Source organism: Rathayibacter sp. AY1F6 (assembly GCF_002932035.1).
In the GTDB taxonomy this organism is placed as follows: domain Bacteria; phylum Actinomycetota; class Actinomycetes; order Actinomycetales; family Microbacteriaceae; genus Rathayibacter.
Window position 1 is genome coordinate 1 of record NZ_PSVD01000013.1, and the last position, 23,470, is coordinate 23,470.

The window sequence follows — 23,470 nt, forward strand, 5'->3', positions numbered from 1 at the left end:
TAAAGACTGTCGGAGCTGACCGGTACTAATAAGCCGATAACTTGATAATCACTACACTCATACCGTTGTAAAGGCTGGTAGGAGTGGTCAGAGATTGCTTGCGTCCACTTTGTGGTTCCCAGAAGACGGGCACCCCGCATCCTCCTTCGGGAGGAGCGGAACAATTGAATACACGCACGGCGTGTAACCCAGATTTGACCATGTGCCCTCGGGTGCGTGTGTCGCCAGGGTTACGGCGGCCATAGCGAGAGGGAAACGCCCGGTCACATTCCGAACCCGGAAGCTAAGACTCTCAGCGCCGATGGTACTGCAGGGGGGACCCTGTGGGAGAGTAGGACACCGCCGGACACCATTCACGATGGCCACCCAGAAATGGGTGGCCATCGCTGTTTAACCACCACCTCGGATCCCCGCTGCTCACTGGAGCGCGGTGCGGGTTAGGGTGGTGCGACGGTTACGGCCGTCCTCCCCGCCCTCGGGCGGGTCAACTCCACAGAGCATCACCACGACAGGCGAGGAACGCATGGACGACTCAGGATCCGACCGCAACGACCGGGACTCCGGACGTCGTGACGAGCGGCCGCCTCGCGCCGGCGGCCCCGGCCGCTCCTCGAACGATCGCGGCGGCTCGGGCGACTCCCGCCCCCGCCGCGACGGTGATGCTCGTCCTCCCTATCGTGGCGGTGGCGATTCCCGTCCGCAGCGCGACGGGGACTCTCGTCCTCCGTACCGTGGTGGTGGGGACTCTCGTCCGCAGCGTGATGGGGACTCCCGTCCGCAGCGCGATGGGGACTCCCGTCCTCCTTACCGTGGCGGTGGGGATTCGCGTCCGCAGCGTGATGGTGACTCGCGTCCTCCTTACCGCGGTGGTGGCGATTCCCGTCCGCAGCGCGACGGGGACTCCCGTCCTCCTTACCGTGGCGGTGGGGATTCGCGTCCGCAGCGTGATGGTGACTCGCGTCCTCCTTACCGCGGTGGTGGCGATTCTCGTCCGCAACGTGACAGTGACTCTCGTCCTCCTTACCGCGGGGGTGGGGATTCCCGTCCTCAGCGCGATGGGGACTCCCGTCCTCCGTACCGGGGTGGTGGGGATTCCCGTCCGCAGCGCGATGGGGACTCGCGTCCTCCCTATCGCGGTGGCGACTCGCGTCCGCAGCGGGACGGTGACTCTCGGCCTCCCTATCGCGGTGGCGAGTCGCGTCCCCAGCGTGACGGGGACTCCCGTCCTCCTTACCGTGGCGGTGGAGATTCGCGTCCGCAGCGTGATGGTGACTCCCGGCCTTCCTACCGTGGTGGTGGCGACTCTCGTCCGCAGCGTGACGGGGACTCGCGTCCGCCGTTCCGCGGTGGATCGCGCGATGGGGGAAGCAGGCCGTGGTCGGACGATCGTCGGGGCGGCGGAGACCGCCAGGGCGGCGGACGCGGACGCGAGGGCTTCGGCGGCGGACGCGGCGGCCCCCGCGAGGAGCCGGAGCTCACCGAGGAGGAGCGCGAGCGGCGCTCCCTCCAGTCGGTGCGTCCGCGCCACGACGACCCGGACCTTCCGGACGACGTGCAGGCCAAGGACCTCGACAAGGTCGCCCGCAACGAGCTGCGCACGCTCTCGAAGGACAACGCCGAATGGGTCGCCCGTCACCTGGTGATGGCCGGCCGCCTCCTCGAGGAGGACCCCGAGCTGGCGCACCGCCACGTGCTCTCGGCGGCCCGCCGCGCGGGACGTATCGCCGTGGTCCGCGAGTCGCTGGCCATCTCGGCGTACGCGACGGGCGACTTCGCCCTGGCGCTGCGCGAGCTGCGGACCTTCCGTCGGATCTCCGGCTCGGACGAGCAGGTGCCGCTGATGGTCGACTCCGAGCGCGGCGTCGGCCGACCCGACAAGGCGCTCGAGCTGGGACGGTCGATCGACCGCACCACGCTGAGTCCCGGCGCGCAAGTGTCGCTGGCCATCGCCATGTCCGGCGCCCGCCTCGACCTCGGGCAGGCGGAGCTCGCTCTCATGGAGCTCGAGATCCCGCAGCTGGACCCGGACCGCGCGTTCTCGTACAGCCCGGATCTCTTCGCCGCCTACTCGCTCGTCCTCGAGGAGGTCGGCCGCTCCGAGGAGGCGGCCGAGTGGCAGCGTCGCGCCGACATCGCGGCGCAGGCCGTCTTCGCGGCCGAGGGCGGCGGTGATGACGAGACGATCGAGGTGATCGAGGAGGAGCACGAGTCGGCCGACGCCGCGTCCGCTCCCGATCGCGCCGAGGAAGGGACCGCGGTCGACGACGCGGACGACTACCTGGACGACGAGGACGGCCCGACCGCCGTCGACGACGCGGACGAGGACGAGGTCCACCGGACTGTGTCCGAGGAGATCGCCGACGACGACGACGACGACGACGCGGACGCGGACGACGCCGATGCGACCGCTGACGCCGAGGCCGACGTCGTCGACACGGACGAGCCGACCTTCGCGGACGAGTCCCTCGAGTCCGACGATCTCGCCGAGACGGACGCGGACGAGGCTCTCGACTCGGCCGAGCCGACCGCCGACGAGTCGGTCGAACCCGCCGACACCACCGAGGAGGACGCCGATGTTCCGCAGCAGCAGGACTGAGCCCACTCCGCTCGACGGCCGCGACTCCGTCCTGGCCGACCTCGACGGGGTCGTCTACAAGGGTGCCGACGCGATCCCCTTCGCGGTGGAGAGCCTCAACCGAGCGGCCGAGACGCTGCGGGTCGGCTACATCACCAACAACGCCTCCCGCACGGACGCGTCCGTCGCCGGGCACCTCTCCGAGCTGGGGCTGAGCGTCCGGCCCGAGGACGTCGTCACCTCCCCGCAGGCGGCGGTCGTGCTGCTCGCCGACCTGGTGCCGGCCGGCTCGACGATCCTCGTCGTCGGGGCGGAGGGCCTCACCTCCGAGGTCGAGCGCGCCGGGTTCACCGTGACGCGCAGCGCGGAGGACTCGCCGGCGGCGGTCATCCAGGGCTTCGCACCCACGGTCGGCTGGGAGCAGCTGGCCGAGGCCTCGTTCGCGCTCCACACGGGGATCCCGTGGGTCGCGACGAACACCGACTGGACAATCCCCGTCGCGCGCGGCATCGCCCCGGGCAACGGGACCCTCGTCTCGGCCGTGCACACCGCGGTCGGCCGGCTCCCGGTCGTCGCGGGCAAGCCCGAGCGGGCCATCTTCGACGCGGCGACCGCGCGCTTCGGCTCGACGAACCCGCTGTTCCTCGGCGACCGGCTCGACACCGACATCGCCGGCGCGAACGGCGCCGACATGGAGAGCGCCCACGTGCTCACCGGGATCGACCGGGCCAAGCAGCTCCTCGCGGCGGAGCCCAAGCTCCGGCCGACGTACATCCTCGGCGACCTGCGCGAGCTGCACCTGCCCTACCCGGCGACGACGGTCTCGCGGAACGGCACGCACGCCGTCCGCGGCGCCAAGGTCCGCCTCGACGGCGACTCCGTGGTGATCGTGGACGCCGGCGACGACGCGACCGATCTGCTCCGGGCCGCCTGCTCGGTGATCTGGTCGTCCGGCCGCGCGATCTACGGCCTCGACGTGCCGGAGTCGCTCTACAGCTGAGCCTGCTCGGCGGGCTCCCGGCGTCCCTCGCGGCGCAGGAGCCCGTCGAGCCGGCCGGCCAGACCGACCGCGACGATCGCGATCAGCGCGGCGTACGAGAAGGTCGCGGCGAAGACCCCGGTCCCGGCCCCGATCAGCCCGGTGACCGCCGCCGCGAGGAGGCCCGTCAGCGCGAGGGAGACCGAGGCGCCGGTCGAGTCGGCGATCTGCAGGGCCGAGCTGTTGAAGCCCTCCCGGCCCGGAGCGGAGAGCGCGAGCGTCATCGTCCCCATCCGCGGGAACATCGTGCCCATGCCGCCGCCGGCCAGGAACCAGCCCACGCCCGCGACGATCGGGCTGAGGGCGAGCACCGTGACGAGCAGCACGACTCCGATGCCGGCGAGCACGAGCGACGTGCCGAGCCGCATCGCTCCGCCGTGGCTGAGGCGGGTACCCGGGCGTCCCTGGATGTTCGAGCCGAGAGCCCAGGAGACGGCGCCCGCGGTGAGCATGGCGCCCGAGAGCCAGGGCGGCAGGCCGTACTGCTCCGAGAGCAGCAGCGGCAGGTAGACCTCGGTGCCGAAGAACGCGGCGGCGACGAGGGCGCGGAGGAGGATCACCGACGGCAGGACGCCCCGGGCGCGCAGCGTGCCGGCGGGCAGGAGCGCGCGAACCGCCACGACCACGACCACCACGGCGGCCGCGGCCAGGAGCCCGGCGAGGTCGGGCGCGAGTTCGGCGCTCGTGCTCAGCACGACGACTCCGGCCGAGACGACCACGGCGCGGGCGATGCGGCCCACTGCCCGGCGATCGAAGGGGAGGCGCTCGCGCGGCTCGAGCGAGCGGAGCGTCGGCGCGATCGCGGCGCTCGCGAGGGCCACCAGGGCGACGACTCCGAAGAAGACCCAGTGCCAGCTCGCGAGCTCGGCGACGACTCCGGCCACCAGCGGCCCCACCAGCGACGGCACGACCCAGGCCGCGGCGAAGGCGCCGAAGATCCTCGGATGCAGCTCGCTCGGGTAGACCCGCGCGACGAGCACGTAGAGGGTGACGGTGATCCCTCCGCTGCCCAGCCCCTGCAGCAGGCGGGCCGCCACGAAGACCGGCATCGACTGCGCGGCACCGGCGGCGACGAGACCCAGGGTGAAGAGCAGGATCGCGACCACGAGCGACGGCGTCGGGCCGCGGCGGTCGGCCGAGGAGCCGGCCGCGACCATCCCGACCACGGCGGCGGCGAGCGTCGCCGCGAAGGCCAGGGGGTAGAGGGCGCGGCCGTCGAGGTCGGCGCTGACGATCGGCATGATCGTCGTCACGGCGAGCGACTCGAACGCGCAGAGGAAGACGAGGCTCGTCGTTCCGATGGTCGTCAGGAGGAGGGGAGCCGAGGTGATGCCGCGGCGATCACGAGAACGCACCTGCTCAACAGTACGCCGAGCGCAGAGCCGGTCAGCGGTAGACGGCCCAGTCGTCCTTCGCGAGCACCGTCGGGGTGCCCTCGATCTCGACCAGCCAGCCGCGGTCGTCGCGCTCGAGGTAGCGCCCCTGCACGATCTCGGGGGCCCAGCCGCCGTCGCGGGAGGAGATCCAGCGGACGAAGCGGACGGTGCCTCCGCGCCGGAACAGTGTGCCGTTGTGGTCGCTCATGCGGGGATCTTCTTCACGGAGAGGTCGTCGGGCGACGAGGTTTCGGGGAGGAGGTGGAGGCCGAGGCGGCCGTTCGAGGCGTTCGAGAGCTCGCGCAGCCAGTGCGGGTTCAGCTCGATCGCGGCGGTGCCGTCGTACTCGTAGCGGGTGGGGATGCCGGGGTGGAGCCACAGTTCGGACCGGCGGCCCTCGGCGTCCTCGATCGTCAGGAGGAAGCCCTCGCCGCGGCGGAACCGCGAGGTGATCACGGTCTGGAGGTGGGCCAGGGCGCGGTCCTCGAAGGAGTGCGAGCTGGCGGGTGCGCCGTAGAGCAGTCGTCCCATCGCGCGCACCTCCTCACCGTCGGCGGCGCACGGAAGGCGTGCCGCACCGTCGACACTAGGTATTGCTAAGTCGGTTGACTAACAGTCTCCGCGCCGACTGCGCTTTCGGGACACACGCCGTCCGATCGCCGGAGAAGTGGTTCGATGGGGGCAGCGAGTTCCCGTCCGGGGCGCCTGCCGCTCGGAAGGTGCACCTCGATGGACGCTCGGCCAGACCTGTTCGCTCTGCTCGCGCGATTGCGCACGGCGGAGCGCGACTACGACGGCCGCGTGGAGCGCCGCCTGGGCATCGGCGCCACGGATCTCGCGGCCCTGCGGCTGATCGGGGTCGGGGAGCGGCGCGACGAGATCGTCCGCGCCGTCGACCTGTCCGCGGCCCTGTCGATCACGACGGCGGCCGTCTCCCTCCTCGTCGACCGCCTCGCCCGCGCCGGCTACGTGAACCGCACTCCCGACCCGTCCGACGGCCGCGGCCGCATCCTCTGCCTGACGGAGCGCGCGCAGAAGGCCATCGTCGGCACCGACGACCCGACCTACGAGCAGATCCGCGCGATGGTCGCGAAGGTGCCCGAATCGGAGGCCGCGACCGTCGCGGTGCTGCTCGACGGCCTCAGCCGCATCCTCGAGGGGCAGCCGCCGCCCGAGCTCGTCGACTGATCAGCGCTGCAGCGTGGCGCTCGGCGACTCGCCGAACCGCTCCGCGTAGGCCGCGCTGAAGCGGCCCGCGTTCCCGAAGCCCCAGTGCCGGGCGACGGCGGCGACCGTCGTCCCGAGGGGCGGACTCACGGCGAGCTCCTCCCGGGCGCGGTCGAGCCGCACCAGGCGCAGGTAGGCGATCGGGCGCATCCCGAGCACCCGCTGGAACGCGGACTGCAGGCCCCGGACGGTCAGGCCCGACGCCGCCGCCATCTCGGCGGGGCCGATCGGCTCGCTGCAGTGGGCGTGCACGTACTCGACGGCCGTGCGGATCCGTGCGTTCCGGGGGGCGAGGAGCTCGGGCGGGACCGGAGCGGACTCCGGAGGGTAGAGGTCGAGCAGCGCGGAGGCCGTGGCACGGGTGAGCTCGTCCCAGAGCAGCTGCTCGACGCGCTCGCTGCGCAGCGCGCGGGCGGAGTCGGCGACGGCCGTGCGCCACCGGCGGATCGCCGCGGCGTCGGGGCGGTGCTCGGAGTCGAAGACGAGGGAGCCGACGAGGCCGCGCTCGGCGGCGACCCGGTCGACCACTCCCCGGTCGAGGTGCACCAGGCGCTGGTCGAAGTCGACGTAGTCGAAGGCGAACGGCCGGCCGACGGGGAAGAGGACGGGACGGTTCTCCTCCATCGCGATCGAGGCGCGGCCGACGTCGATCCGGCCGGAGCCGCCCACGATCCACTGCACGACGACATCGTCCGAGTCACCCACGCCGCCCGCGAGGCGCCCGGACATCCGCGAGGTGCGGAGGGTCATCCCGCCGTCGCCGATGGCGGCGTAGCGGTAGCTGAAGTCTGCAGCGGTGGTGGCGGCGCGCCACTCGTCGCCGTTGTAGAGCCGCGCGAGGCTGTGCCGCGCCTCGTCCGGATCCTCGCCGCGGGCCTCCAGCCGGACGCGAGGGTGGTGATCGTCCACAGGTCGTTCCGGTGCCTCAGCGCGTGAGGCGCTCGATGAGCTCGCGGTAGCGCGCGGCCGTGCGCTCGACGATCTCGGACGGGAGGGTCGGCGGGAGGCCCTGGCCGTCCCAGTTGTCGGAGAGCCAGTCGCGCACGATCTGCTTGTCGAACGAGCGGCCGCGGATGCCGGCGTCGTAGTCGTCGGCGTCCCAGTAGCGGGAGGAGTCGCTCGTGAGGACCTCGTCGCCGAGGGTGACGACTCCGGTCCCGCGGTCGACCCCGAACTCGAACTTCGTGTCGGCCAGCAGCACGCCGCGGGCCAGGGCGATGGTGGACGCCTCGCGGAAGACGGCGAGCGAGAGGGTGCGCAGCGCCTCCGCGGCCTCCTCCCCGACGATCTCGACCGTGCGCTCGAAGGTGATGTTCTCGTCGTGCTCGCCCTGCGGGGCCTTCCACGCGGGGGTGTAGATCGGCTCGGGGAGCGCGTCGCCGTCGTGGAGGCCCTCGGGGAGCGGGACGCCGCAGACGGAGCCCGTCTCCCGGTACTCCTTCCAGCCGCTGCCGGAGAGGTAGCCGCGCACGACGCACTCGATCGGGAACATGTCGAGCGTCTTCACCAGCATCGACCGGCCGCGGACCGCCTCGGGGATGTCGCCGGGGATCAGGTGGTTGGGGACGTCGGAGAGCTGCGCGAACCACCAGAGGGAGAGCGTGGTCAGCAGCTCGCCCTTGCCGGGGATACCGGGCTCGAGGACCGCGTCGTACGCGCTGACCCGGTCGCTGGCGACGACGAGCATGCGGTCGGCGCCGAGCACGGGGTCGGCGTCGTCGGGGGTGTAGAGGTCGCGCACCTTGCCGGAGTAGGCGTGCTGCCAGCCGGGCAGCGGCGCCGTGGTGTCGAAGGACAGGGAGTCGTCGCGGGTCACCGCACCATTCTCCCCGATCCGGGGGGCTCCGCGGCTCCTGAAGACCTCCTGTGTCCTGGCGGATCGGGGCTGTCAAGCACGCGCGGCCGCCGATCCCGCGCGCCTAGCGTCGAGACATGACTTCGCAGAACGACCAGACTCCGCAGAACGACCAGTACACGTTCCAAGACCCGACCGCGATGTTCGCCGACATCGACACGGAGGCCCAGTACCAGGAGGGCTCCGGCCTCGACTCGAAGATGGACGACCCCGCCGACCGCGGCGAGTCGACCTACCGCGGCTCCGGCCGTCTGACCGGGCGCAAGGCGCTCGTCACCGGAGGCGACTCGGGCATCGGCGCGGCCGTCGCCATCGCCTACGCCCGCGAGGGCGCCGACGTCGCGATCGTCTACCTCCCCGAGGAGGAGTCCGACGCGAAGAAGGTCGTCGCGTTGATCGAGGAGGCCGGCCGCACCGCCGTCGCCATCCCCGGCGACATCACCGACCACGACTTCGCGGTGGGCGCCGTCGCGAAGGCCGTCGAGGGCCTGGGCGGACTCGACATCCTGGTCAACAACGCGGGCAAGCAGCAGCACGTCGAGGACTTCCTCGAGCTCTCGGACGAGCAGTTCGACGAGACCTTCAAGACCAACGTCTACGCGATGTTCTGGATGACGAAGGCGGCCGTGCCGCACCTCGCCCCGGGCTCCGCGATCATCAGCACCTCGTCGATCCAGGCCTACCAGCCGTCGCCGATGCTGGTCGACTACGCCAGCACGAAGGCCACGATCAACACGTTCTCGAAGGCGCTCGCGCAGCAGCTCGCGCCCAAGGGGATCCGCGTGAACGTCGTCGCCCCGGGCCCGATCTGGACGCCGCTGCAGACCGCGGGCGGCCAGCCGTCCGACAAGCTGCCCGAGGTCGGCTCGCAGACGCCGCTCGGACGCTGGGGCCAGCCGGCCGAGCTCGCTCCCGCCTACGTGTTCCTCGCCTCCCCGGAGTCGAGCTACGTCGTCGGCGAGACGCTGCACGTCAACGGCGGCATGCCCACGCCGTAACACTCGGCGCTCACGGCGGGCCCGGTCGCGGCGCGGAGGAACCCTCTTCCGTGCCGTGGCGGGGCCCGCCGTTTTGGTTGTCGTAACAATCGACTGCTGTGCAGGTTCGTGCGCGAGAGTCGGTGCATGACCGATTCCCTGCCGATCCTCGACCTGTCCCGCCTCGACCAGGGGGAGGCGGAGGCCGCCGCCTTCCGCCGCGACCTCCGGGAGACCACGCACGACGTGGGCTTCTTCTACCTCGTCGGCCACGGCGTGCCCCAGGACCTCCTCGACGACGTCGTCGCCGTCTCCCGCCGCTTCTTCGACCTGCCGGAGGAGGAGAAGCTCGCGATCGAGAACACCCTCAGCCCGCAGTTCCGCGGCTACACCCGCTTCGGCGCCGAGCTCACCAACGGCGACGTCGACTACCGCGAGCAGGTCGACATCGGCATCGACCGACCGGCCGTTCCCGCCGGGCCCGGCGTCGCCGACTACGAGCGCCTCGAGGGGCCGAACCTCTGGCCCGAGGCGCTGCCGGAGTTCCGCGAGGTCTTCGAGCGCTGGCACGCGGAGCTCGCTGCGGTCGCCATCCGGCTGCTGCGCACCTGGGCCGTCGCACTCGACGCCCCGGAGGACGTGTTCGACGAGGCGTTCGCCGAGCGGCCGTTCTCGCTGGTGAAGGTCGTCCGCTACCCGGGCACCTCCGACCCGGAGCCCAAGCAGGGCGTGGGCGCGCACCGCGACGGCGGCGTGCTGACGCTGCTGCTGGTCGAGCCCGGCAAGGGCGGCCTGCAGGTCGAGCACGACGGCTCGTGGATCGAGGCACCCGCGATGGAGGGCGCGTTCGTCGTCAACATCGGCGAGATGCTGGAGCTCGCCACGGGCGGCTACCTCAAGGCCACGCTGCACCGCGTGATCTCGCCGCTGATCGGAACGGACCGGATCTCGATCCCGTTCTTCTTCAATCCCGCGCTCTCGGCCACCATGCCCTCGCTCCCGCTGCCCGAGGAGCTCAAGTCCGGCCTCTCGGTCGACCCGACGAACGCGCCGATCCTCGAGACCTACGGCGAGAACGCGCTGCGCTACCGCCTCCGGGCCCACCCGAACGTGGCGGCCGCCCACCACGCGGACCTGCTCGCTCCCACCGTCTGACCCGGGAACGACGAAGGGCCCCCTCCCGCGCGAGCGCAGGAGGGGGCCCTTCGTCGTCAGTGCGTCAGCAGCGCGCGGCGGCGACGGGGACCGTCGCGGTGAACGCGGGCTGGCCGGTCGCCGATCCGGTCACCGTCACCGTGCCGGCCGGCATCGAGGCCAGGCGGGTGGTGAAGGCGGCGGAGGCGGACGAGCCGGGAGCGACCGCGGTGAACGACTTCGAGCCGTAGGCCGAGGTGATCGTGACGTCCGCGGCAGCGGTGTCGGTGTTCTTCACGGTCGCGGTGAGCACGATCTTGCCGGCGACGCAGCGCGTGGCGACGGCGGGGACGAGCTCGAGGGTGTCCAGCGGGACGGCGGCCGAGACCGACGTGCGCACCAGCTTGTCCGCGTACCCGGTGTAGGAGGCCGTGACGCCGGTCACGTCCGCCGGGACCGAGACGCTCGCCGAGCCGCCGGAGAGCGGGACGGTCGAGGTCCACGAGCCGCCGGTGAAGGTGACCGAGCCGACGACGTCGCCCTTGTCGGCCGCCGCGACCGTCGCCGTGACCGTGCGGCCGTCGGCGGTGAGGGTCGTGGTGGAGTCGACGGCGGTGACGCCGGTCCAGTTCTTCATGGCGGTGAGGACCGTCTGCGGGACGCTCACGAACGCACCGTGCCGCGGGCTGGCCGGGAGGCCGGCGCGGCTCTTGGGCGAGACGTTCCAGTCGGCCGACTGCGAGAGGCGGTTCGTCTGCGAGCTGCCGGCGATGGCCGCTCCGGATGTGAGGAAGGCCTTGTAGCCGCCGTCGCCGTAGTTGTCGACGAGGAACGCGTAGCCGTCGCCCGTGCCGGTGGTGTCGTTCGGGTCGCCCGCGTTCAGCTTGATGATCTCGGGTCCCTCACCGGCCTGGCCGGTCTCGAGCGAGGTCATCCGGGTGTCGGTGAGCTGCCAGGTGGTGTTCGGGTCGGCACTCCAGTTCGAGGAGGTCGTCCCGGCGGTCAGGACCTTCGACTTCTCGAGGAAGATGTCCTTTCCGGCCTCGAGGGTGCCGGCGGCGCCGCCCTCCTCGTTCTTGGTGAAGCGGTAGTAGTAGTCGCCGATCTTCGTGATCGTCGAGTCGATCCGCGCGTAGCCGGTGTCCTGCCAGGTGGCGGGAGGAGCGGTGAAGGTGCGGAAGTCGCGGGTGATCACGGAGAAGACGCGGGCGTAGAGCTTGTCGCTGTTGGTCTTCGTCGCGTCGGAGTAGAGGCGCGAGGAGAAGAACACGACGTAGGACTGCAGGGCGTCGTCCCAGTACGCCTCGGGCGCCCAGGTCATTCCGGCGGCCGGCTGGTTCACCGTGATGCCGGTGTCGGCGCCGTTGGTACGGGTCCACTGCACCAGGTCGGTCGACTCCCAGACCTCGATCTTCAGGCTGCCCTTGGACTGGGCGTCGCCCCAGCCGGTGCCGCAGGAGATGCAGAGGTCGGTGGCGACCATGTAGTACTTGTCGCCGTTGTGCGAGCGGAGGATGAACGGGTCGCGCAGGCCCTTCGTGTCGGTCGTCGAGGTGATGACCGCCTTGCCGCCGTTGACCGGCGAGAAGGTGAAGAAGTCGTTGCCCGAGGTCGCGGCCTGGTAGATCTTCTCGTCGCCGTCCGACTTGAAGTACGCCGAGGCGTAGCCCGCGTCGGGAGCGGTGCGGCCGAGCTCGGCGACCGTCAGCGTGAAGGCGCGCGTCTCGGTGACGCCGTTGAGGGTGGCCGTCGCGGTGAGGGTGACGGTCCTGTCCCCGGAGCCGTAGGCCGGTCGGGTGACCACGCCGCCGCCGCGGTAGGGGTCGGCCGCGCCGACCGCCGGAGCCGCGTAGGAGGTGTTCGTCGGTGTGACGAGGGCCGGGTCCGAGGAGGTCCAGGTGATGTCGGTGCCGTTACGGGCGCCCTTCACTGCGAGGGGGAGGTTCTCGGTGGTGCGCGTGGCGAGCTTCAGCGCGTCGAGGTCGTCGTTGATGCTCGGGGCGAGCACGACCACCTCGAAGGCGATCGTCGCGCCCTGGGCGGTGGTCGCCGTCAGGGTGACCGGGGTGTTCTGCGCGATCGAGCGCGAGACGACGCCGGTGGCCGAGACGACCGCGCTGTTCGAGGAGGTCCAGGTGAGCGGGACGCCGCTGGTGGAGGCGGGCAGCGTCAGGTTCGAGGAGACCTGGGTCAGCGACGGGTTGCCGGCCAGCAGGACGGGCTGGATGTCCGAGCGCAGCAGGGCGGAGGTCGCGGACGCCTTCGCCGCGGCGGTCGGCATGCTCGAGGCGACCTGCTCGGCGGTGAGGGAGGTGTCCCAGAACTTCACGTCGGTGACGTCGGCGGTCACGAGCGCGTCGCCGGAGTAGAGCGAGCGGCCGAGGTAGCCGAGCGTGGACCCGGTCGGGACGATGCTCGCCATCGACTTCGTGGTGTTCGCGGTCGAGATCTGCGTGCCGTCGCGGTAGAGGGTCAGCACGGTGCTCGACCCCGTGCCGGTGCCGACGAGCGTGAGCGTCGTGAACCCGGGGTTCAGCGTGCCGCCGAACGGCATGCGGGTCTCGCCGTTGTTGGTGGGCTCCTTGACGCGGATGCCCGCGAGGACCTGTCCGCTGGGCGAGCCGTCGGGGTTGCGCGGGTTCACGAAGACGTGGTTGCCGAGCTGCGTGGTGTTCCACGGGCCGACGCCGTCGCCGATGACCCAGCCGAACTGGTTGGCGGTGGTCTGCGTCTTCACCGTGTACTCGACGGCGAACGCGTTGTCGGCTCCGGTGACCAGGCCCTGGGGCAGGCTCGCGTAGCCGTCGTTCTTGAACCGGGCGACCTGGTCGCCGCCGGCGTTCGCGAAGGACGCGTCGGTGAGGCCGGTCAGGGTGGCGTTGCGTCCGTTGCCCGAGATGTCGAGCAGGGCCGAGCCGGCGTGGGACATGTCGTAGTGCGCGGTGGGCGCCGGGACGTCGACGGCCTGCGCCGAGACGGGGACGAGAGCGCCGGTGAGGGCGACGCTCGTGCAGGCGAGAGCGGAGAGGAAGAGGGATCGCACGCGGCGCCGAGGCGCGGCGGCAGGGGGCTCCGGGGAGCGTCGTCTCATCGTCGAGACCTTTCCTTCAGGGGAGGGATGCGTCGAGCCGAGGGGACCGACGCGTGTGTTCACGTTAACATGTGAGCCGCCTCAGAGCCATGGGGGAATTGCTCCGGCGGCGAGAGCGAACCATGCGACAGGGGAGCGCTTCGGCGCAAGACCTGCACCCCCGAGCGCCCAGGGCGTAGCGTGAGCGCACCGCATCCTGGCCCCCGGTGACGGAACCATGCCCATCCGCCTGCCCTGCGAGGACTTGACCATGACGACGCTCTTCCACACCGGTGGCTCCCTCTCCCTCGACGACGCGACCGCCGACGCCGTCCTCCGCTACTCGCTCGCGCTCGCGCAGCGGCACCGGATGAGCACGGTCAGCGTCGCCGACGACTCGGCCCCCTCCTCCGTCGTGACGCTCACCGTCGGGCTCGGCGTCCCCCTGGTGGTCGCAGGGGCCGGTAGCGCAGCGGCGGAGTCGAGCACCGAGATCCTCGAGCGCCTCGACGCGCTCGACAGTGCGGGCGGACCGGTGCCCGCCTCGGACGTCGACCCCCGCGCGACGTGGGAGCTCGAGAACGAGTACTGAGCTCTGAGCCGCGGCGCCGCCGGCGCGGATCCGCCCCGCTCCTGCTCCGCGCGCGCGGAGCGTCAGCGCCGGTAGTCGCGGATGATCTCCTGGGCGAGCGTCGTGATCGGGGTCGACGTCGCTCGCGCGCGGACCCGCAGCACCTCGAAGGCCTGCTCGACCGTGGTGCGGTGGGCGTAGGCGAGGATCCCCTTCGCCTGCTCGATCAGCACCCGGCTGTCGAGGGCGTGCTGCAGCTGCTCCTGAGTGACCGTGCTCTGCTGGAGCGCGCGCTGGTGCAGGATCCCGATCGTCGCGACGTCGGCGAACGCCTGCACGACCGCGATGTCGTCCGGATCGAGCCGCCCCGGCCGGGCCTGGAAGAGGTTGAGGGAGCCGATCGTCGTCCCCGCCGAGCGCATCGGCACGCAGTGCGCCGAGAGCACGTCGAGCTCTACCGCCAGCGTCCGGAACTCCGCCCACTCCTCGCCCACGGCGCGGGCGTCCTCGACGATCACCGGCCGCCCGGTCTCGAAGCACTGGATGCACGGGCCCGACCCGCTGTCGAGCTGGAGCAGCTCGATCAGCCGGGTGTCCTCGTCCGTGGAGGCGAGCACCTCGAGGGAGCCAGTGGAGTCGGCGAGGACGAGCCCCGCCGAGACGGCGTCGAAGAGGGTCGCGCTGCTCTCCACGAGGGTCTGGGTGAAGTCGACGACGTCGTAGTCGTCGACCAGTGTGTCGGAGAGGGCGACGAACGTCTGGATGACGCTGCGCTCGCGGGAGTTCGTCACCATGTGTCGTCCTGGGCGGTGAGAGGGCGGTCGGGGAACCCGTCGTGCCGGGCCACGATGCCGGAGGCGACATCGACGACGGAGCGCTGCTGGGCGAAGGCGTGGGCGCGCAGCAGCAGCTGCGCCTCCTCGGCCGTGCTGCCGTAGCGCGCGATGATCATGCCGGTCGCCTGGTGCACCACGCGTCGCGAGCGCGGATTCGTGCTCTCCTCGACCTCGTTGTCGCGCAGCACCGCGGCCAGCACCAGCAGCGCCGTCGCGGTGGTCGAGGCGCTGATCCGGCCGAGGAGGGAGTCGCTGAGCGACGTGGGGCGGCGGGAGTAGAGGTCGACCGCGCCGATCGAGAGCCCCGCGATCGAGAGCGGGAAGGCGAAGACCGCGCGCACCGCCGTGGGGCCGATCGCCTCGGTGAAGAGCGGCCAGCGCTCCTCCGCGCCGGTGTCCGGCACCGAGACGGGGCCGGCAGCGCGGATCGCCTCCCAGCACGGGCCCTCGCCGAGGTCGATCTGGATCTCGTCCAGCCGGCTCGCGGTGCTGTCGCTCGCGGCGACGGTCTCGCCGCCGAAGGGGCTGCCGAGCGTGGAGATCGCGACGCCGTCGATCGGATACCCGCGCAGATACGGGTCGCAGAGAGCGTCGGAGTCGGTCACCGCGCCCATTTTAGCCGTCGGCTCCGCTCGGAGCGACGCTCCGCCGGACCGGCGGGGACCACGACGCGGTGACGCGCGGGAGCCCGCCTGGCTGCGCTGCCCGGGCGCAAAAGCCGACGGCCCGTGAAGCGGCTCGTCGGGCGCGGACGGTGCGCGGTGCGGGGCGACGGGAGGCGGAGGACGGCGGCCTGCACGGCGACGGAGCGGCTCAGGCCGGGGTCGATCGAGCCGGGACGCTCGAGGGCGGCGATGAGGTCGTCGAGGACGGCGAAGGCGGGATCTGTCATCACGGCTCCTGGCCGGGTGTCCGCGGCCGTTGTTCTGCGCGCCGGGGCGCGGGCGGTGTCGATCGGGTGTCGCCGTGCGGGGTCCGCGCACGACGTCGACGAGGTCCTGCACGACGGTACGGGGCGCGGATCGACCGGACGACGTGGTTGACCTCCCCGAGGTCCGCCGCTACTCGTGCTCTGCGTTGAGCTCGTCGAAGTCGTTCGTGATGATCGACAGCGGGGTGTACGGCGTGATGAGGAGGAGCGCCGGATTCGCGCGTCCCTCGCCGTAGTTGACGGTCAGCCACTGCGGGGTCGGGGAGGCGAGGGCGGCCTCGACCTCGGCGCGGAACTCCTCGAGGCTCCTGTTGTTGACCGTGTAGGCGGTGCCGTTGTAGATCAGGTCGATGCGCTTCACAGCTGATCGCCCTTCGCCGGAGGACGCACCGGTTCGGCGGGCTCCGAGATCACGTACAGCCCGCCCGCGGAGTTCGCGAGGTCGGTGAGCGCGGAGATCCAGGCGGGGTTGATGCGGGGCATCCGGCCGCCGAAGTACTTGTAGCGGAGCGCGTGGGAGGGGTGGATCCAGATCGCGCTGCGGCCGTCGCCCATGCTGTGGTCGTCGCGCCAGCTGAGCAGGAACGACTCGTTGCGGCGCAGCTTCGCGGTGATGACGATCTGCAGGTGCGCGAGCACGCGGTCCTCGAAGTCGATCTCGACGGTCCCGTCGTAGTGCAGCTTCCCCATCGGCGTCTCCAGCCCCTGATCTCCGGCAGGCAGACGCCCGCCGTTGCCTCCACCCTTCCGCAGACCGGACGGATCAGACAACCCGGGTCTGCCATTCTCTGCTCGATCTGTCCAGGTCTTCCGTCAGCGGCGGTCCTCTGTCAACCTCCTCCCTCCACGCAGCCGGCGCTGCCGAGCATGGGCGGCATGAAGCACATCCTCTTCGCCGACAAGACGATCCTGGTGGGGGACGAGGCGGCCGACGCACTCGTCGAGTACGCCGTCGCCCTCGCCTCGAAGGGCGCGGCCGACACCGTCGAGTACACGGGGATCGGCGCCGACGGCGGGACGGTCGACGCCACCTTCCTCGTGAACGCCGCGGCCGCCCTCATCGTCGAGACCACGCCGAGCGACCTGCCCGAACCGGACAACGCGGCGGAGGTGGCGCGGCTGCGCGCTCGTATCGACGCGCTCACCGGCGAGCATCCGGTGCAGCCCGGCGACGGCGAGCTGACCAGTGGTGCCGACTACGAGGACTCCTACGAGCAGTGAGTGGTTCCCCGTGGTGCGGACCCGGACCCGGACCCGGACCGGGGCGCGACCGGCGTCCGCTACCACTGCGAGGCTCCGCAGTGAACCCCCTGATCGGCTGAGGGGAGGCGGACGTACCGTGGCCCTGCGGGTCGCCGACGACACGATCACCGGTCGACCGCTACGGGCACGGCCGCGGGTCGGCCGGGGAGGACGGACACCATGACCGGAGACCATCCCTTCTGGGTGCGCCTCGCGCGCAAGGAGCCGCAGTGCGCCATCGTGCGCGGCCGGGTCTTCGAGATCGGCGCCCCCGACGAGCGGGACGGCGCCTTCCTCCTCACGGTCTGGGAGAAGGGGCGGCCCGTCGGGCACGTCCTGAACGTGGATCCGCCCGCCTACAAGCCGTGCGGACCCGGGCACCCGGTCGAGCCGCAGCGGGTCGACGGGGTCGAGGAGCTGCTCGAGCTCCTGGTGCCCCAGCGCACCCGGCTCGCGGCGCACGGCTGACGCCGCTCTCGTCCGCGGGGGCCGCCCGAGTCCTGTGCACCGGGAGCGGGGCGAGCGCTGAGCACCCGCCGGCGGACGCCCGGGACGGGGGAGTCGTGCGGCCGGGCGGCGGCTGGCATCCTGACCTCGGTGCGACGAGCGCGCCCGCGAGGGGGAGCCCGATGAGCACCACCGAGGACGTCGACGACGGGACCGCTGAGTTCGGGTACCGCCCCTCCCTCACCCGCGGCATCGGCCGCTTCGGCAGCTTCGCCGCGGGCGTGAGCTACATCTCGATCCTGACCGGCACGTTCCAGCTCTTCTCCTTCGGCTTCGCGCTCGGCGGTCCCGCCTACTGGTGGTCCTGGCCGATCGTGTTCACCGGGCAGCTCATGGTCGCGCTGTGCTTCGCCGAGCTCGCCGCCCGCTACCCGGTCGCCGGCTCCGTCTACAACTGGAGCAAGCGCCTCGCCGGGCCGACGGTGAGCTGGCTGGCGGGCTGGCTGATGGCCACCGCGTCCGTGGTCACGCTCGCGGCCGTCGTGCTGGCGTACCAGGCGACGCTCCCGCAGATCTGGAGCGGGTTCCAGCTCGGCGGCTCCGCGGGGGTGAGCGCGGTGGTCTGGGGAGCGCTGCTGATCGCGTTCACCACCGCGGTCAACGCGCGCGGCGTGCGGCTGATGGCCCGGATCAACAGCGTCGGCGTGCTGATCGAGCTCGTCGCGGCGGTGCTGCTGGTGGCGGTGCTCGCGGTGAACGTGGTGCATCCGCCGACCGTGCTCCTCGACACCAGCGGCTACGGCGGGAGTACGCCGGGCGGGTACGCCGGCGCGTTCCTCATCGCCGCGATCGCGTCGGCGTACGTCATGTACGGGTTCGACACCGCGGGCTCGCTCGGCGAGGAGACGGTCGACCCGCGCCGGACCGCGCCGACGGCGATCCTGCGGGCGGTGACCGCCTCCTTCGTCCTCGGCGGCCTCATCCTGCTGCTGGGGATCCTCTCGGCGCCCGACCTCGCCGACCCGGCGCTCGGGCAGGCGTCGGGCGGGCTGCAGCGGATCGTGCTGCAGGTGCTCGGCGGCCCCCTCGGATCGGTCCTCCTGCTCTGCGTGGTCGTCGCGATCACGGTGTGCGCGCTGGCGGTGCACACGGCGGCCATCCGACTGATCTTCGCGATGGCCCGCGACAACGCCCTGCCTGGCAGCCGCGTGCTCGCCCGCGTCGACCCGCGGCGCGGGACACCGGTGGCGCCGGCGCTGGTCGTCGGGGTGCTCGCGGTGCTGATCCTGGTCGTGAACATCGGGACGCCGGCGATCTTCACGGCCGTGACGAGCGTGGCGGTCATCCTGATCTACCTCGCCTACCTGCTGGTGACGGTGCCGCTGCTGATCGCCCGGCACCGCGGCCGGTGGCCCGCAGCCGCGCCCGGGCGCTTCTCGCTCGGCCGCGCGGGCCTGCCGGTGAACGTCGTCGCGGTGCTCTGGGGCGCGGCGATGACGGTCGACCTCGCGTGGCCGCGCGTCGAGGTCTACGGGGAGGAGCTGCGCTGGAGCGCGGTCGTCGTGATCGCCGCGGTCGTCGGGATCGGCCTGGCCTGGTTCCTCCTCCGCGGCCGGCACCGCCTCGGCACCCTGCCCGCGCACGCGCTCCCCTCGCCGCCGCCGCAGGGCTGAGTCGCACGAGAAGGCCCGTTCTCGAGGGGGCAGGACGATCCCTTCCGGGCGACTCGGCGGCGGCACCGGGAGGAGGATGGGGGAGCGGGTGCTCGGCCGAGCGCCGCGGGAAGGAGCGCGCGTGCGGAACCGCCTGGCGACTCCGTCCCTGCTCGCGCACGCCGTGCTCATCCAGGCCGTCGCGTTCCTGCTCCGGCCGGCCGCCGTCTACCAGGCGATCCGGCTCGACGTGCCGGCCTGGGCGCTCGGGGCGCTCGGCGCCTCGTTCGCGCTGGTGCCGCTGCTGATCGCGCTGCCGGTGGGCGGGCTGGTCGACCGGGTCGGCGCCCGGGCCGTGATGGCCGTCGGCTCGCTCGTCGCGGTGGGAGCGGCCGCGGTGCTGCTCCTGGCGGGCGGGAGCGTCGCGGGGCTGCTCCTCGGCATCGCCCTGCTCGGCGCGGGGCACCTGGGCTGCGTGGTCGGGCAGCAGACCGTCGTCGCGGGCGGCACCGGAGGGACGCGGCTCGACAGCCGCTTCGGCTACTACACGTTCGCCGCGTCGCTCGGGCAGGCGATCGGGCCCGCGTTCATCCCGGTGCTCGCGGGCGGCTCGGTGCGGCCCGACCCGGCGCCGCTGTTCCTCGTGGGCGGGATCCTCGCGGTGCTGCTGCTGGTCTCGACGGCGGGGATCCGCAGCCCGTCCCCGCGCGGACCCGCGGCGGAGGGGGCTGCGGCTCCGGGCTCGACGCTCGGTCTCCTCCGGGTGCCGGGCCTCGCGCGCGCCCTGCTGACCAGCGCGACCGTCGTCGCCGCCGTCGACCTGACCGTCGTCTACCTCCCCGCCCTCGGCGCCGAGCGCGGGCTCCCGGCCGGCGTCGTCGGGGCCCTGCTCACCGTGCGCGCGCTCGCGTCGATGGCCTCGCGGCTCCTCCTCGGCGCGGCCACCGCCCGGCTCGGGCGCACCCGGGTGATGGTGGGCGGCATCCTGATCTCGGCGCTCTGCCTGGTGCTGGTCGCCCTGCCCGCGCCGACCGTGCTCCTCTTCGTCGCGGTCGCCGCCCTCGGCCTGGGCCTCGGGATCGGCCAGCCCATCACGATGTCGTGGCTGATCGAGCGCACCCCCGCCGACCGCCACGGCCGCGCCCTCGCGCTGCGCCTGGCCGGGAACCGCCTCGGGCTGATCGCCCTGCCCAGCCTCCTCGGCGTCCTCGCGGCAGCGGCCGGAGCGGGCGGTGTCCTCATCGGCACCGGTGCCGCGGTCGGCGCGACCCTCCTCCTGCTGCGCGGGGTGCGCCTGGACTGAGGTGCCCGGGGGCGCAGCGGATCGGCGGCGCGAGCCGCGTTCCCGGGCCTCTCCGTAGGAAGACCGGAGGGTCAGCTGCCCGGCTCCTCCACGCGGACGTCCTCGGCGGCCTTGTCGGCGCGCCAGCCGCGCCAGACCGGCTGGCGGAGGGTGCCGGAGGCGGTGCGCTCGCGGTAGCGGACCTCGCCGACCAGGACGGGCGACACCCAGTGCACGCCGCGCGACTCGAGCGGAGGGACGGAGACGGCGGGCTCCTCGGTGGCGTGCTCGGCCAGGCGGTCGACCAGGCCGCGGCGCTCGCGGTCGCTGAAGCCGGTGCCCACACGGCCGGAGTACGCGAGCCCGTCCTCGCCGGGGATCGCGGTCAGCAGCGCCCCGACCGACCCCTGGAGGCCGCCCTCGCCCTCGCGCCAGCCCACGATCACGACCTCCTGCAGCCGGTGGTGGGTGAGCTTGATCCAGTCGCGCGAGCGGCTGCCCTCCTGGTAGCGCGAGTCGCGGCGCTTGGCGACCACGCCCTCGAGGCCGAGGGTGCGGCTGGTGGCCATCGCCTCCTCCAGGTCGCCGTCGAACACGGACGGGACGTGCACGCGCTCGTTCTCGGCGACGAGCTCGACCAGTGCCGAGCGACGGGTGTCGTAATCGCTCCCGGTCAGGTCCTCTCCTGCGCGCTCGAGCAGGTCGAAGACCATCAGGTGCACCGGAGTGGACCGGGCGGCCGCCTCGATCTCGCGCGGCTTCGTCAGCCCGCCGCGGGTCTGCAGGGCGCCGAAGTCGGGGCGCCCGCGAGCGTCGAGGGCGACGATCTCGCCGTCGAGCACGGCGTCGGCGGCGGCCTCGGCGAGCGGGGCGAGCAGGTCGGGGAACGCCGCGGTCAGGTCGTTGCCGTTGCGGCTCGTGAGGGTCGCGGTGCCGCCCTGCACCCGCACGAGAGCGCGGTAGCCGTCCCACTTCATCTCGATCGCGGCCCCGGGGTCCACGTCGCCGCGGCGTCCGGCCGTGGCGAGCATGGGGCGGTGGCGGCGCGGAGCGGAGTCCTCGGCCGGGCGGTCTGCGGAGGGTGCGCTGCGGGGAGCGGGCGACGCGGCGGACGCGGCCGCCCGGCCCCGTCGCTGCGTCCCGTGCCCGTGAGCGGGACCCGGCGCCATCAGGTGCAGGAGCCAGTTCTTCTCGGCGCCCTCCCTCGAGCCCGTGTGCAGCAGGGCGTAGCGACGGGGCTCGCCGCCGAGCCCGCCGTCGGGGCGGCCGGTCAGCACCGCGATCACCTCCTTCCCCTCGCGCCACTTCTCGAGCGCGTAGGTGCCCTCGTCCCAGATGCGCACCTCGCCGCCGCCGTACTCGCCGGCCGGGATCGTGCCCTCGAAGGTCGCGTACTCGAGGGGGTGGTCCTCGGTCTGCACCGCGAGCCGGTTCGGGTCGCCCTCCAGCGGCGGGCCCTTCGGCACCGCCCAGCTGACCAGGACGCCGTCGTGCTCGAGCCGGAAGTCGTAGTGCAGGCGCCGCGCGTGGTGCTCCTGGATGACGAAGGAGTCGCCCGAGGAGGAGCCCGCGGACCCCGCCTCGGGCACCGGCTCCGGCGTCCTCGACGCGTCGCGCATGCTGCGGTAGGTCGCCAGGCGGTCGGAGGAGGCGTCCGTCGCGGCGAAGCCCGCCATCCGCTCCGGGGTCGGCTCGAGCCCGGCACCCCGGGCGGCGAGCAGCGGGCGGAGGAGGTCGCCGTCGCTCCGCAGCCGCTCCACCACCTCGTCGGGCGACAGGTGGCGCAGGTCCTCGGCACCCAGCTCCTCCCACGTGCGGGGCGCGGCGGCGGCCGGCCGGAGGCGCCCGCGGAGGGAGTAGGGGGCGATGGTCGTCTTCGCCGCGCTGTTCTGGCTCCAGTCGACGAGGACCTTGCCCTCGCGCAGGGTTTTCTTCATGTCCGAGACGACGAGGTCGCGGTGGTCCGACTCGAGCGCGCGCGCCAGCTCGTGCGCGACCGCCGAGATCTGGTCGCTGGAGGCGGAGGCGTCCAGCGGGCAGTAGAGGTGGATCCCCTTGCTCCCACTGGTCACCGGCAGCGGAGCCAGCCCCATCCCCTCCAGCAGGTCGCGGGCGAGGAACGCGACCTCGGCGCACTCGGCGAGGCCCGCCCCCTCGCCCGGGTCGAGGTCGAGCACGAGGCGGTCGGGCGGACGGCGCTCGCCGTCGGAGCCCACCCGCCACTGCGGGACGTGCAGCTCGAGCGCCGCCTGCTGCGCCAGCCAGGTGAGCCCGGCGACGTCGTCGACCAGCGGGTACTCGACGTCGCGCGACGAGTGCGCGAGCCGGGTCCGGCTCAGCCAGTAGGGGGCGGAGGAGGGGAGGTTCTTCTCGAAGAAGACCTCGCCCGGATGCTCGGCGGTGCCCACTCCGTCGACCCAGCGCTTCCGGGTGACCGGGCGGCGCGCGAGATGGGGCAGCATCGCGGAGGCGACGGAGGCGTAGTAGGAGAGCACGTCGGCCTTGGTGAAGCCCGTCTCCGGGTAGACGACCTTGTCGAGGTTCGTCAGCCGCAGCCTCCGCCCGCCGACCGAGACGATCTGCTGCGAGGCGGCCATCCCCCCATGGTGGAGGCAGGTGCGCGCCGAGGGAACCCCGGACCGTCGCGGGAACCCGCAGCGAGCCGCCTCCACGACTCGGGGTTCCCTCGGCGGCGGGGAGTAGCGTCGACGCACCACGTCCGAAGGAGCCCTCCGTGCCCGACACGATCGCCGACATCCCCCTCACCACGATCGACGGCACCACGTCGACCCTCGCCGACTACCCGCCCGTGCGGCTGATCGTCAACGTCGCCTCCCGCTGCGGCCTCGCCCCGCAGTACGAGAAGCTCGAGGCCCTGCAGAAGAGCTACGGGGAGCGCGGATTCACGGTCCTCGGCTTCCCGAGCAACCAGTTCCTCCAGGAGCTGAGCGACGAGGACAAGATCAAGGCGTACTGCTCGACGACCTGGGGGGTCACCTTCCCGATGTTCGAGAAGGTCCGCGTCAACGGCCGCTCGGCGCACCCGCTCTACGCGGAGCTCACCAAGGCCGAGGACGAGAACGGCAAGGCCGGCCGGGTGAAGTGGAACTTCGAGAAGTTCCTGATCACGGCCGACGGCACGGTCCACCGGTTCCGCCCGACGGTCGAGCCCGACGACCCGCGGATCGTCGACCTGATCGAGGCGTCGCTCCCCAACTGATCCCGCTCAGGGGCGGGCGCGGGGCGGAGCACGCCA

The 23,470-nt window shown here is 72.5% G+C and carries 23 protein-coding genes and 1 rRNA gene; 12 read left to right on the forward strand and 12 right to left on the reverse strand.

From position 1 onward, the window contains the following. The first annotated feature begins 231 nt into the window (after positions 1-231). The 3 genes from rrf (at position 232) to C5C44_RS11290 (ending at position 3,575) form a co-directional block, all read left to right on the forward strand. Positions 232-348 (forward strand): 5S ribosomal RNA (gene rrf, locus C5C44_RS11275). A 1,165-nt stretch (positions 349-1,513) separates the two neighbouring features. Continuing rightward, positions 1,514-2,596 carry a hypothetical protein gene (locus C5C44_RS11285; protein WP_258066722.1) on the forward strand — a complete coding sequence of 361 codons (1,083 nt, stop codon included), beginning with the start codon at positions 1,514-1,516 and terminating at the stop codon, positions 2,594-2,596. Further along, positions 2,574-3,575: an HAD-IIA family hydrolase gene (locus C5C44_RS11290; RefSeq protein ID WP_104226795.1), complete on the forward strand. Its 1,002-nt coding sequence runs from the start codon at positions 2,574-2,576 to the stop codon at positions 3,573-3,575. Before C5C44_RS11285 ends, C5C44_RS11290 begins: the two co-directional genes overlap by 23 nt. On the opposite strand, the gene C5C44_RS11295 is transcribed toward C5C44_RS11290, so the two are convergent. Genes C5C44_RS11295 through C5C44_RS11305 form a run of 3 tightly spaced genes read right to left on the reverse strand, consistent with a single transcriptional unit; the run spans position 3,566 to position 5,521 of the window. Continuing rightward, on the reverse strand, positions 3,566-4,969 hold the full coding sequence (locus C5C44_RS11295; protein ID WP_104335879.1) for an MFS transporter: 1,404 nt from the start codon (positions 4,967-4,969) through the stop codon (positions 3,566-3,568). The genes C5C44_RS11290 and C5C44_RS11295 overlap by 10 nt on opposite strands. 31 nt (positions 4,970-5,000) lie before the next feature. After that, positions 5,001-5,198 carry a hypothetical protein gene (locus tag C5C44_RS11300; RefSeq protein WP_068256013.1) on the reverse strand — a complete coding sequence of 66 codons (198 nt, stop codon included), beginning with the start codon at positions 5,196-5,198 and terminating at the stop codon, positions 5,001-5,003. Then, a complete protein-coding gene (locus tag C5C44_RS11305; protein WP_104223794.1) occupies positions 5,195-5,521 on the reverse strand; it encodes a hypothetical protein in 327 nt (108 codons plus the stop codon). The genes C5C44_RS11300 and C5C44_RS11305 overlap by 4 nt, the downstream gene beginning before the upstream one ends. Before the next feature lie 198 nt (positions 5,522-5,719). Between C5C44_RS11305 and C5C44_RS11310 the strand changes: the two genes are divergently transcribed. Beyond that, positions 5,720-6,178, forward strand: a complete 459-nt coding sequence (locus tag C5C44_RS11310; protein ID WP_181027163.1) for a MarR family winged helix-turn-helix transcriptional regulator — start codon at positions 5,720-5,722, stop codon at positions 6,176-6,178. On the opposite strand, the gene C5C44_RS11315 is transcribed toward C5C44_RS11310, so the two are convergent. Further along, complete coding sequence (locus C5C44_RS11315) at positions 6,179-7,126, reverse strand: helix-turn-helix domain-containing protein (protein ID WP_104260834.1); 948 nt, start codon at positions 7,124-7,126, stop codon at positions 6,179-6,181. It abuts the gene before it with no gap. Between the two features lie 16 nt (positions 7,127-7,142). Next, the gene (locus tag C5C44_RS11320; RefSeq protein ID WP_258062286.1) at positions 7,143-8,033 is read right to left on the reverse strand and encodes a phosphoribosylaminoimidazolesuccinocarboxamide synthase; all 891 of its coding nucleotides are present in this window, start codon (positions 8,031-8,033) and stop codon (positions 7,143-7,145) included. A gap of 116 nt (positions 8,034-8,149) precedes the next feature. On the opposite strand from C5C44_RS11320, the gene C5C44_RS11325 reads away from it, so the two are divergent. Together C5C44_RS11325 and C5C44_RS11330 are read left to right on the forward strand one after the other, a co-directional pair. After that, positions 8,150-9,070, forward strand: a complete 921-nt coding sequence (locus C5C44_RS11325; RefSeq protein ID WP_104223791.1) for a glucose 1-dehydrogenase — start codon at positions 8,150-8,152, stop codon at positions 9,068-9,070. A gap of 126 nt (positions 9,071-9,196) precedes the next feature. Continuing rightward, the gene (locus tag C5C44_RS11330; RefSeq protein ID WP_104223790.1) at positions 9,197-10,204 is read left to right on the forward strand and encodes an isopenicillin N synthase family oxygenase; all 1,008 of its coding nucleotides are present in this window, start codon (positions 9,197-9,199) and stop codon (positions 10,202-10,204) included. A 64-nt stretch (positions 10,205-10,268) separates the two neighbouring features. Here the strand turns inward: C5C44_RS11330 and C5C44_RS11335 are convergent, their stop codons facing one another. Beyond that, entirely contained in the window at positions 10,269-13,226 is a 2,958-nt protein-coding gene (locus C5C44_RS11335; RefSeq protein ID WP_258066723.1) for an immunoglobulin-like domain-containing protein, read from the reverse strand. A 298-nt stretch (positions 13,227-13,524) separates the two neighbouring features. Between C5C44_RS11335 and C5C44_RS11340 the strand changes: the two genes are divergently transcribed. Further along, entirely contained in the window at positions 13,525-13,845 is a 321-nt protein-coding gene (locus C5C44_RS11340; protein ID WP_104335880.1) for a hypothetical protein, read from the forward strand. 62 nt (positions 13,846-13,907) lie between these two features. Here the strand turns inward: C5C44_RS11340 and C5C44_RS11345 are convergent, their stop codons facing one another. The 5 genes from C5C44_RS11345 to C5C44_RS11365 form a co-directional block, all read right to left on the reverse strand. Continuing rightward, positions 13,908-14,618 (reverse strand): GAF and ANTAR domain-containing protein, encoded by a 711-nt coding sequence (locus tag C5C44_RS11345; protein WP_104239019.1) that lies wholly within the window; start codon positions 14,616-14,618, stop codon positions 13,908-13,910. Further along, positions 14,612-15,265: a GAF and ANTAR domain-containing protein gene (locus C5C44_RS11350; RefSeq protein ID WP_104351715.1), complete on the reverse strand. Its 654-nt coding sequence runs from the start codon at positions 15,263-15,265 to the stop codon at positions 14,612-14,614. The genes C5C44_RS11345 and C5C44_RS11350 overlap by 7 nt, the downstream gene beginning before the upstream one ends. Then, a complete protein-coding gene (locus C5C44_RS11355) occupies positions 15,262-15,552 on the reverse strand; it encodes a hypothetical protein (protein ID WP_104324314.1) in 291 nt (96 codons plus the stop codon). Before C5C44_RS11355 ends, C5C44_RS11350 begins: the two co-directional genes overlap by 4 nt. A 169-nt stretch (positions 15,553-15,721) precedes the next feature. Continuing rightward, positions 15,722-15,952 carry a hypothetical protein gene (locus C5C44_RS11360; protein WP_104226801.1) on the reverse strand — a complete coding sequence of 77 codons (231 nt, stop codon included), beginning with the start codon at positions 15,950-15,952 and terminating at the stop codon, positions 15,722-15,724. Further along, entirely contained in the window at positions 15,949-16,281 is a 333-nt protein-coding gene (locus C5C44_RS11365; RefSeq protein ID WP_104223784.1) for an ATP-dependent DNA ligase, read from the reverse strand. The genes C5C44_RS11360 and C5C44_RS11365 overlap by 4 nt, the downstream gene beginning before the upstream one ends. A 186-nt stretch (positions 16,282-16,467) precedes the next feature. Here C5C44_RS11365 and C5C44_RS11370 point away from each other — a divergent pair, with 186 nt between their 5' ends. The 4 genes from C5C44_RS11370 (at position 16,468) to C5C44_RS11385 (ending at position 20,235) form a co-directional block, all read left to right on the forward strand. Next, the gene (locus C5C44_RS11370; RefSeq protein ID WP_104260837.1) at positions 16,468-16,812 is read left to right on the forward strand and encodes a hypothetical protein; all 345 of its coding nucleotides are present in this window, start codon (positions 16,468-16,470) and stop codon (positions 16,810-16,812) included. A gap of 201 nt (positions 16,813-17,013) precedes the next feature. Beyond that, positions 17,014-17,301, forward strand: a complete 288-nt coding sequence (locus tag C5C44_RS11375) for a hypothetical protein (RefSeq protein WP_104223782.1) — start codon at positions 17,014-17,016, stop codon at positions 17,299-17,301. Between the two features lie 161 nt (positions 17,302-17,462). Beyond that, positions 17,463-18,953: an APC family permease gene (locus C5C44_RS11380; protein ID WP_104250779.1), complete on the forward strand. Its 1,491-nt coding sequence runs from the start codon at positions 17,463-17,465 to the stop codon at positions 18,951-18,953. Positions 18,954-19,074: 121 nt separating this feature from the next. Next, complete coding sequence (locus C5C44_RS11385) at positions 19,075-20,235, forward strand: MFS transporter (RefSeq protein ID WP_159940156.1); 1,161 nt, start codon at positions 19,075-19,077, stop codon at positions 20,233-20,235. Positions 20,236-20,306: 71 nt separating this feature from the next. Here the strand turns inward: C5C44_RS11385 and C5C44_RS11390 are convergent, their stop codons facing one another. Continuing rightward, entirely contained in the window at positions 20,307-22,811 is a 2,505-nt protein-coding gene (locus C5C44_RS11390) for an ATP-dependent DNA ligase (RefSeq protein ID WP_104335882.1), read from the reverse strand. A gap of 137 nt (positions 22,812-22,948) precedes the next feature. Here C5C44_RS11390 and C5C44_RS11395 point away from each other — a divergent pair, with 137 nt between their 5' ends. Next, complete coding sequence (locus C5C44_RS11395; protein WP_258059459.1) at positions 22,949-23,434, forward strand: glutathione peroxidase; 486 nt, start codon at positions 22,949-22,951, stop codon at positions 23,432-23,434. Positions 23,435-23,470 lie beyond the last annotated feature (36 nt).

Bases quoted from the DNA above. Each gene is read 5' to 3' on its own strand.
- C5C44_RS11290 (WP_104226795.1), top strand. From the start codon at position 2,574: ATGTTCCGCAGCAGCAGGACTGAGCCCACTCCGCTCGACGGCCGCGAC.
- C5C44_RS11300 (WP_068256013.1), bottom strand. From the start codon at position 5,198: ATGAGCGACCACAACGGCACACTGTTCCGGCGCGGAGGCACCGTCCGC.
- C5C44_RS11305 (WP_104223794.1), bottom strand. From the start codon at position 5,521: ATGGGACGACTGCTCTACGGCGCACCCGCCAGCTCGCACTCCTTCGAG.
- C5C44_RS11310 (WP_181027163.1), top strand. From the start codon at position 5,720: ATGGACGCTCGGCCAGACCTGTTCGCTCTGCTCGCGCGATTGCGCACG.
- C5C44_RS11325 (WP_104223791.1), top strand. From the start codon at position 8,150: ATGACTTCGCAGAACGACCAGACTCCGCAGAACGACCAGTACACGTTC.
- C5C44_RS11330 (WP_104223790.1), top strand. From the start codon at position 9,197: ATGACCGATTCCCTGCCGATCCTCGACCTGTCCCGCCTCGACCAGGGG.
- C5C44_RS11340 (WP_104335880.1), top strand. From the start codon at position 13,525: ATGACGACGCTCTTCCACACCGGTGGCTCCCTCTCCCTCGACGACGCG.
- C5C44_RS11345 (WP_104239019.1), bottom strand. From the start codon at position 14,618: ATGGTGACGAACTCCCGCGAGCGCAGCGTCATCCAGACGTTCGTCGCC.
- C5C44_RS11355 (WP_104324314.1), bottom strand. From the start codon at position 15,552: ATGACAGATCCCGCCTTCGCCGTCCTCGACGACCTCATCGCCGCCCTC.
- C5C44_RS11365 (WP_104223784.1), bottom strand. From the start codon at position 16,281: ATGGGGAAGCTGCACTACGACGGGACCGTCGAGATCGACTTCGAGGAC.
- C5C44_RS11370 (WP_104260837.1), top strand. From the start codon at position 16,468: ATGAAGCACATCCTCTTCGCCGACAAGACGATCCTGGTGGGGGACGAG.
- C5C44_RS11375 (WP_104223782.1), top strand. From the start codon at position 17,014: ATGACCGGAGACCATCCCTTCTGGGTGCGCCTCGCGCGCAAGGAGCCG.
- C5C44_RS11380 (WP_104250779.1), top strand. From the start codon at position 17,463: ATGAGCACCACCGAGGACGTCGACGACGGGACCGCTGAGTTCGGGTAC.
- C5C44_RS11390 (WP_104335882.1), bottom strand. From the start codon at position 22,811: ATGGCCGCCTCGCAGCAGATCGTCTCGGTCGGCGGGCGGAGGCTGCGG.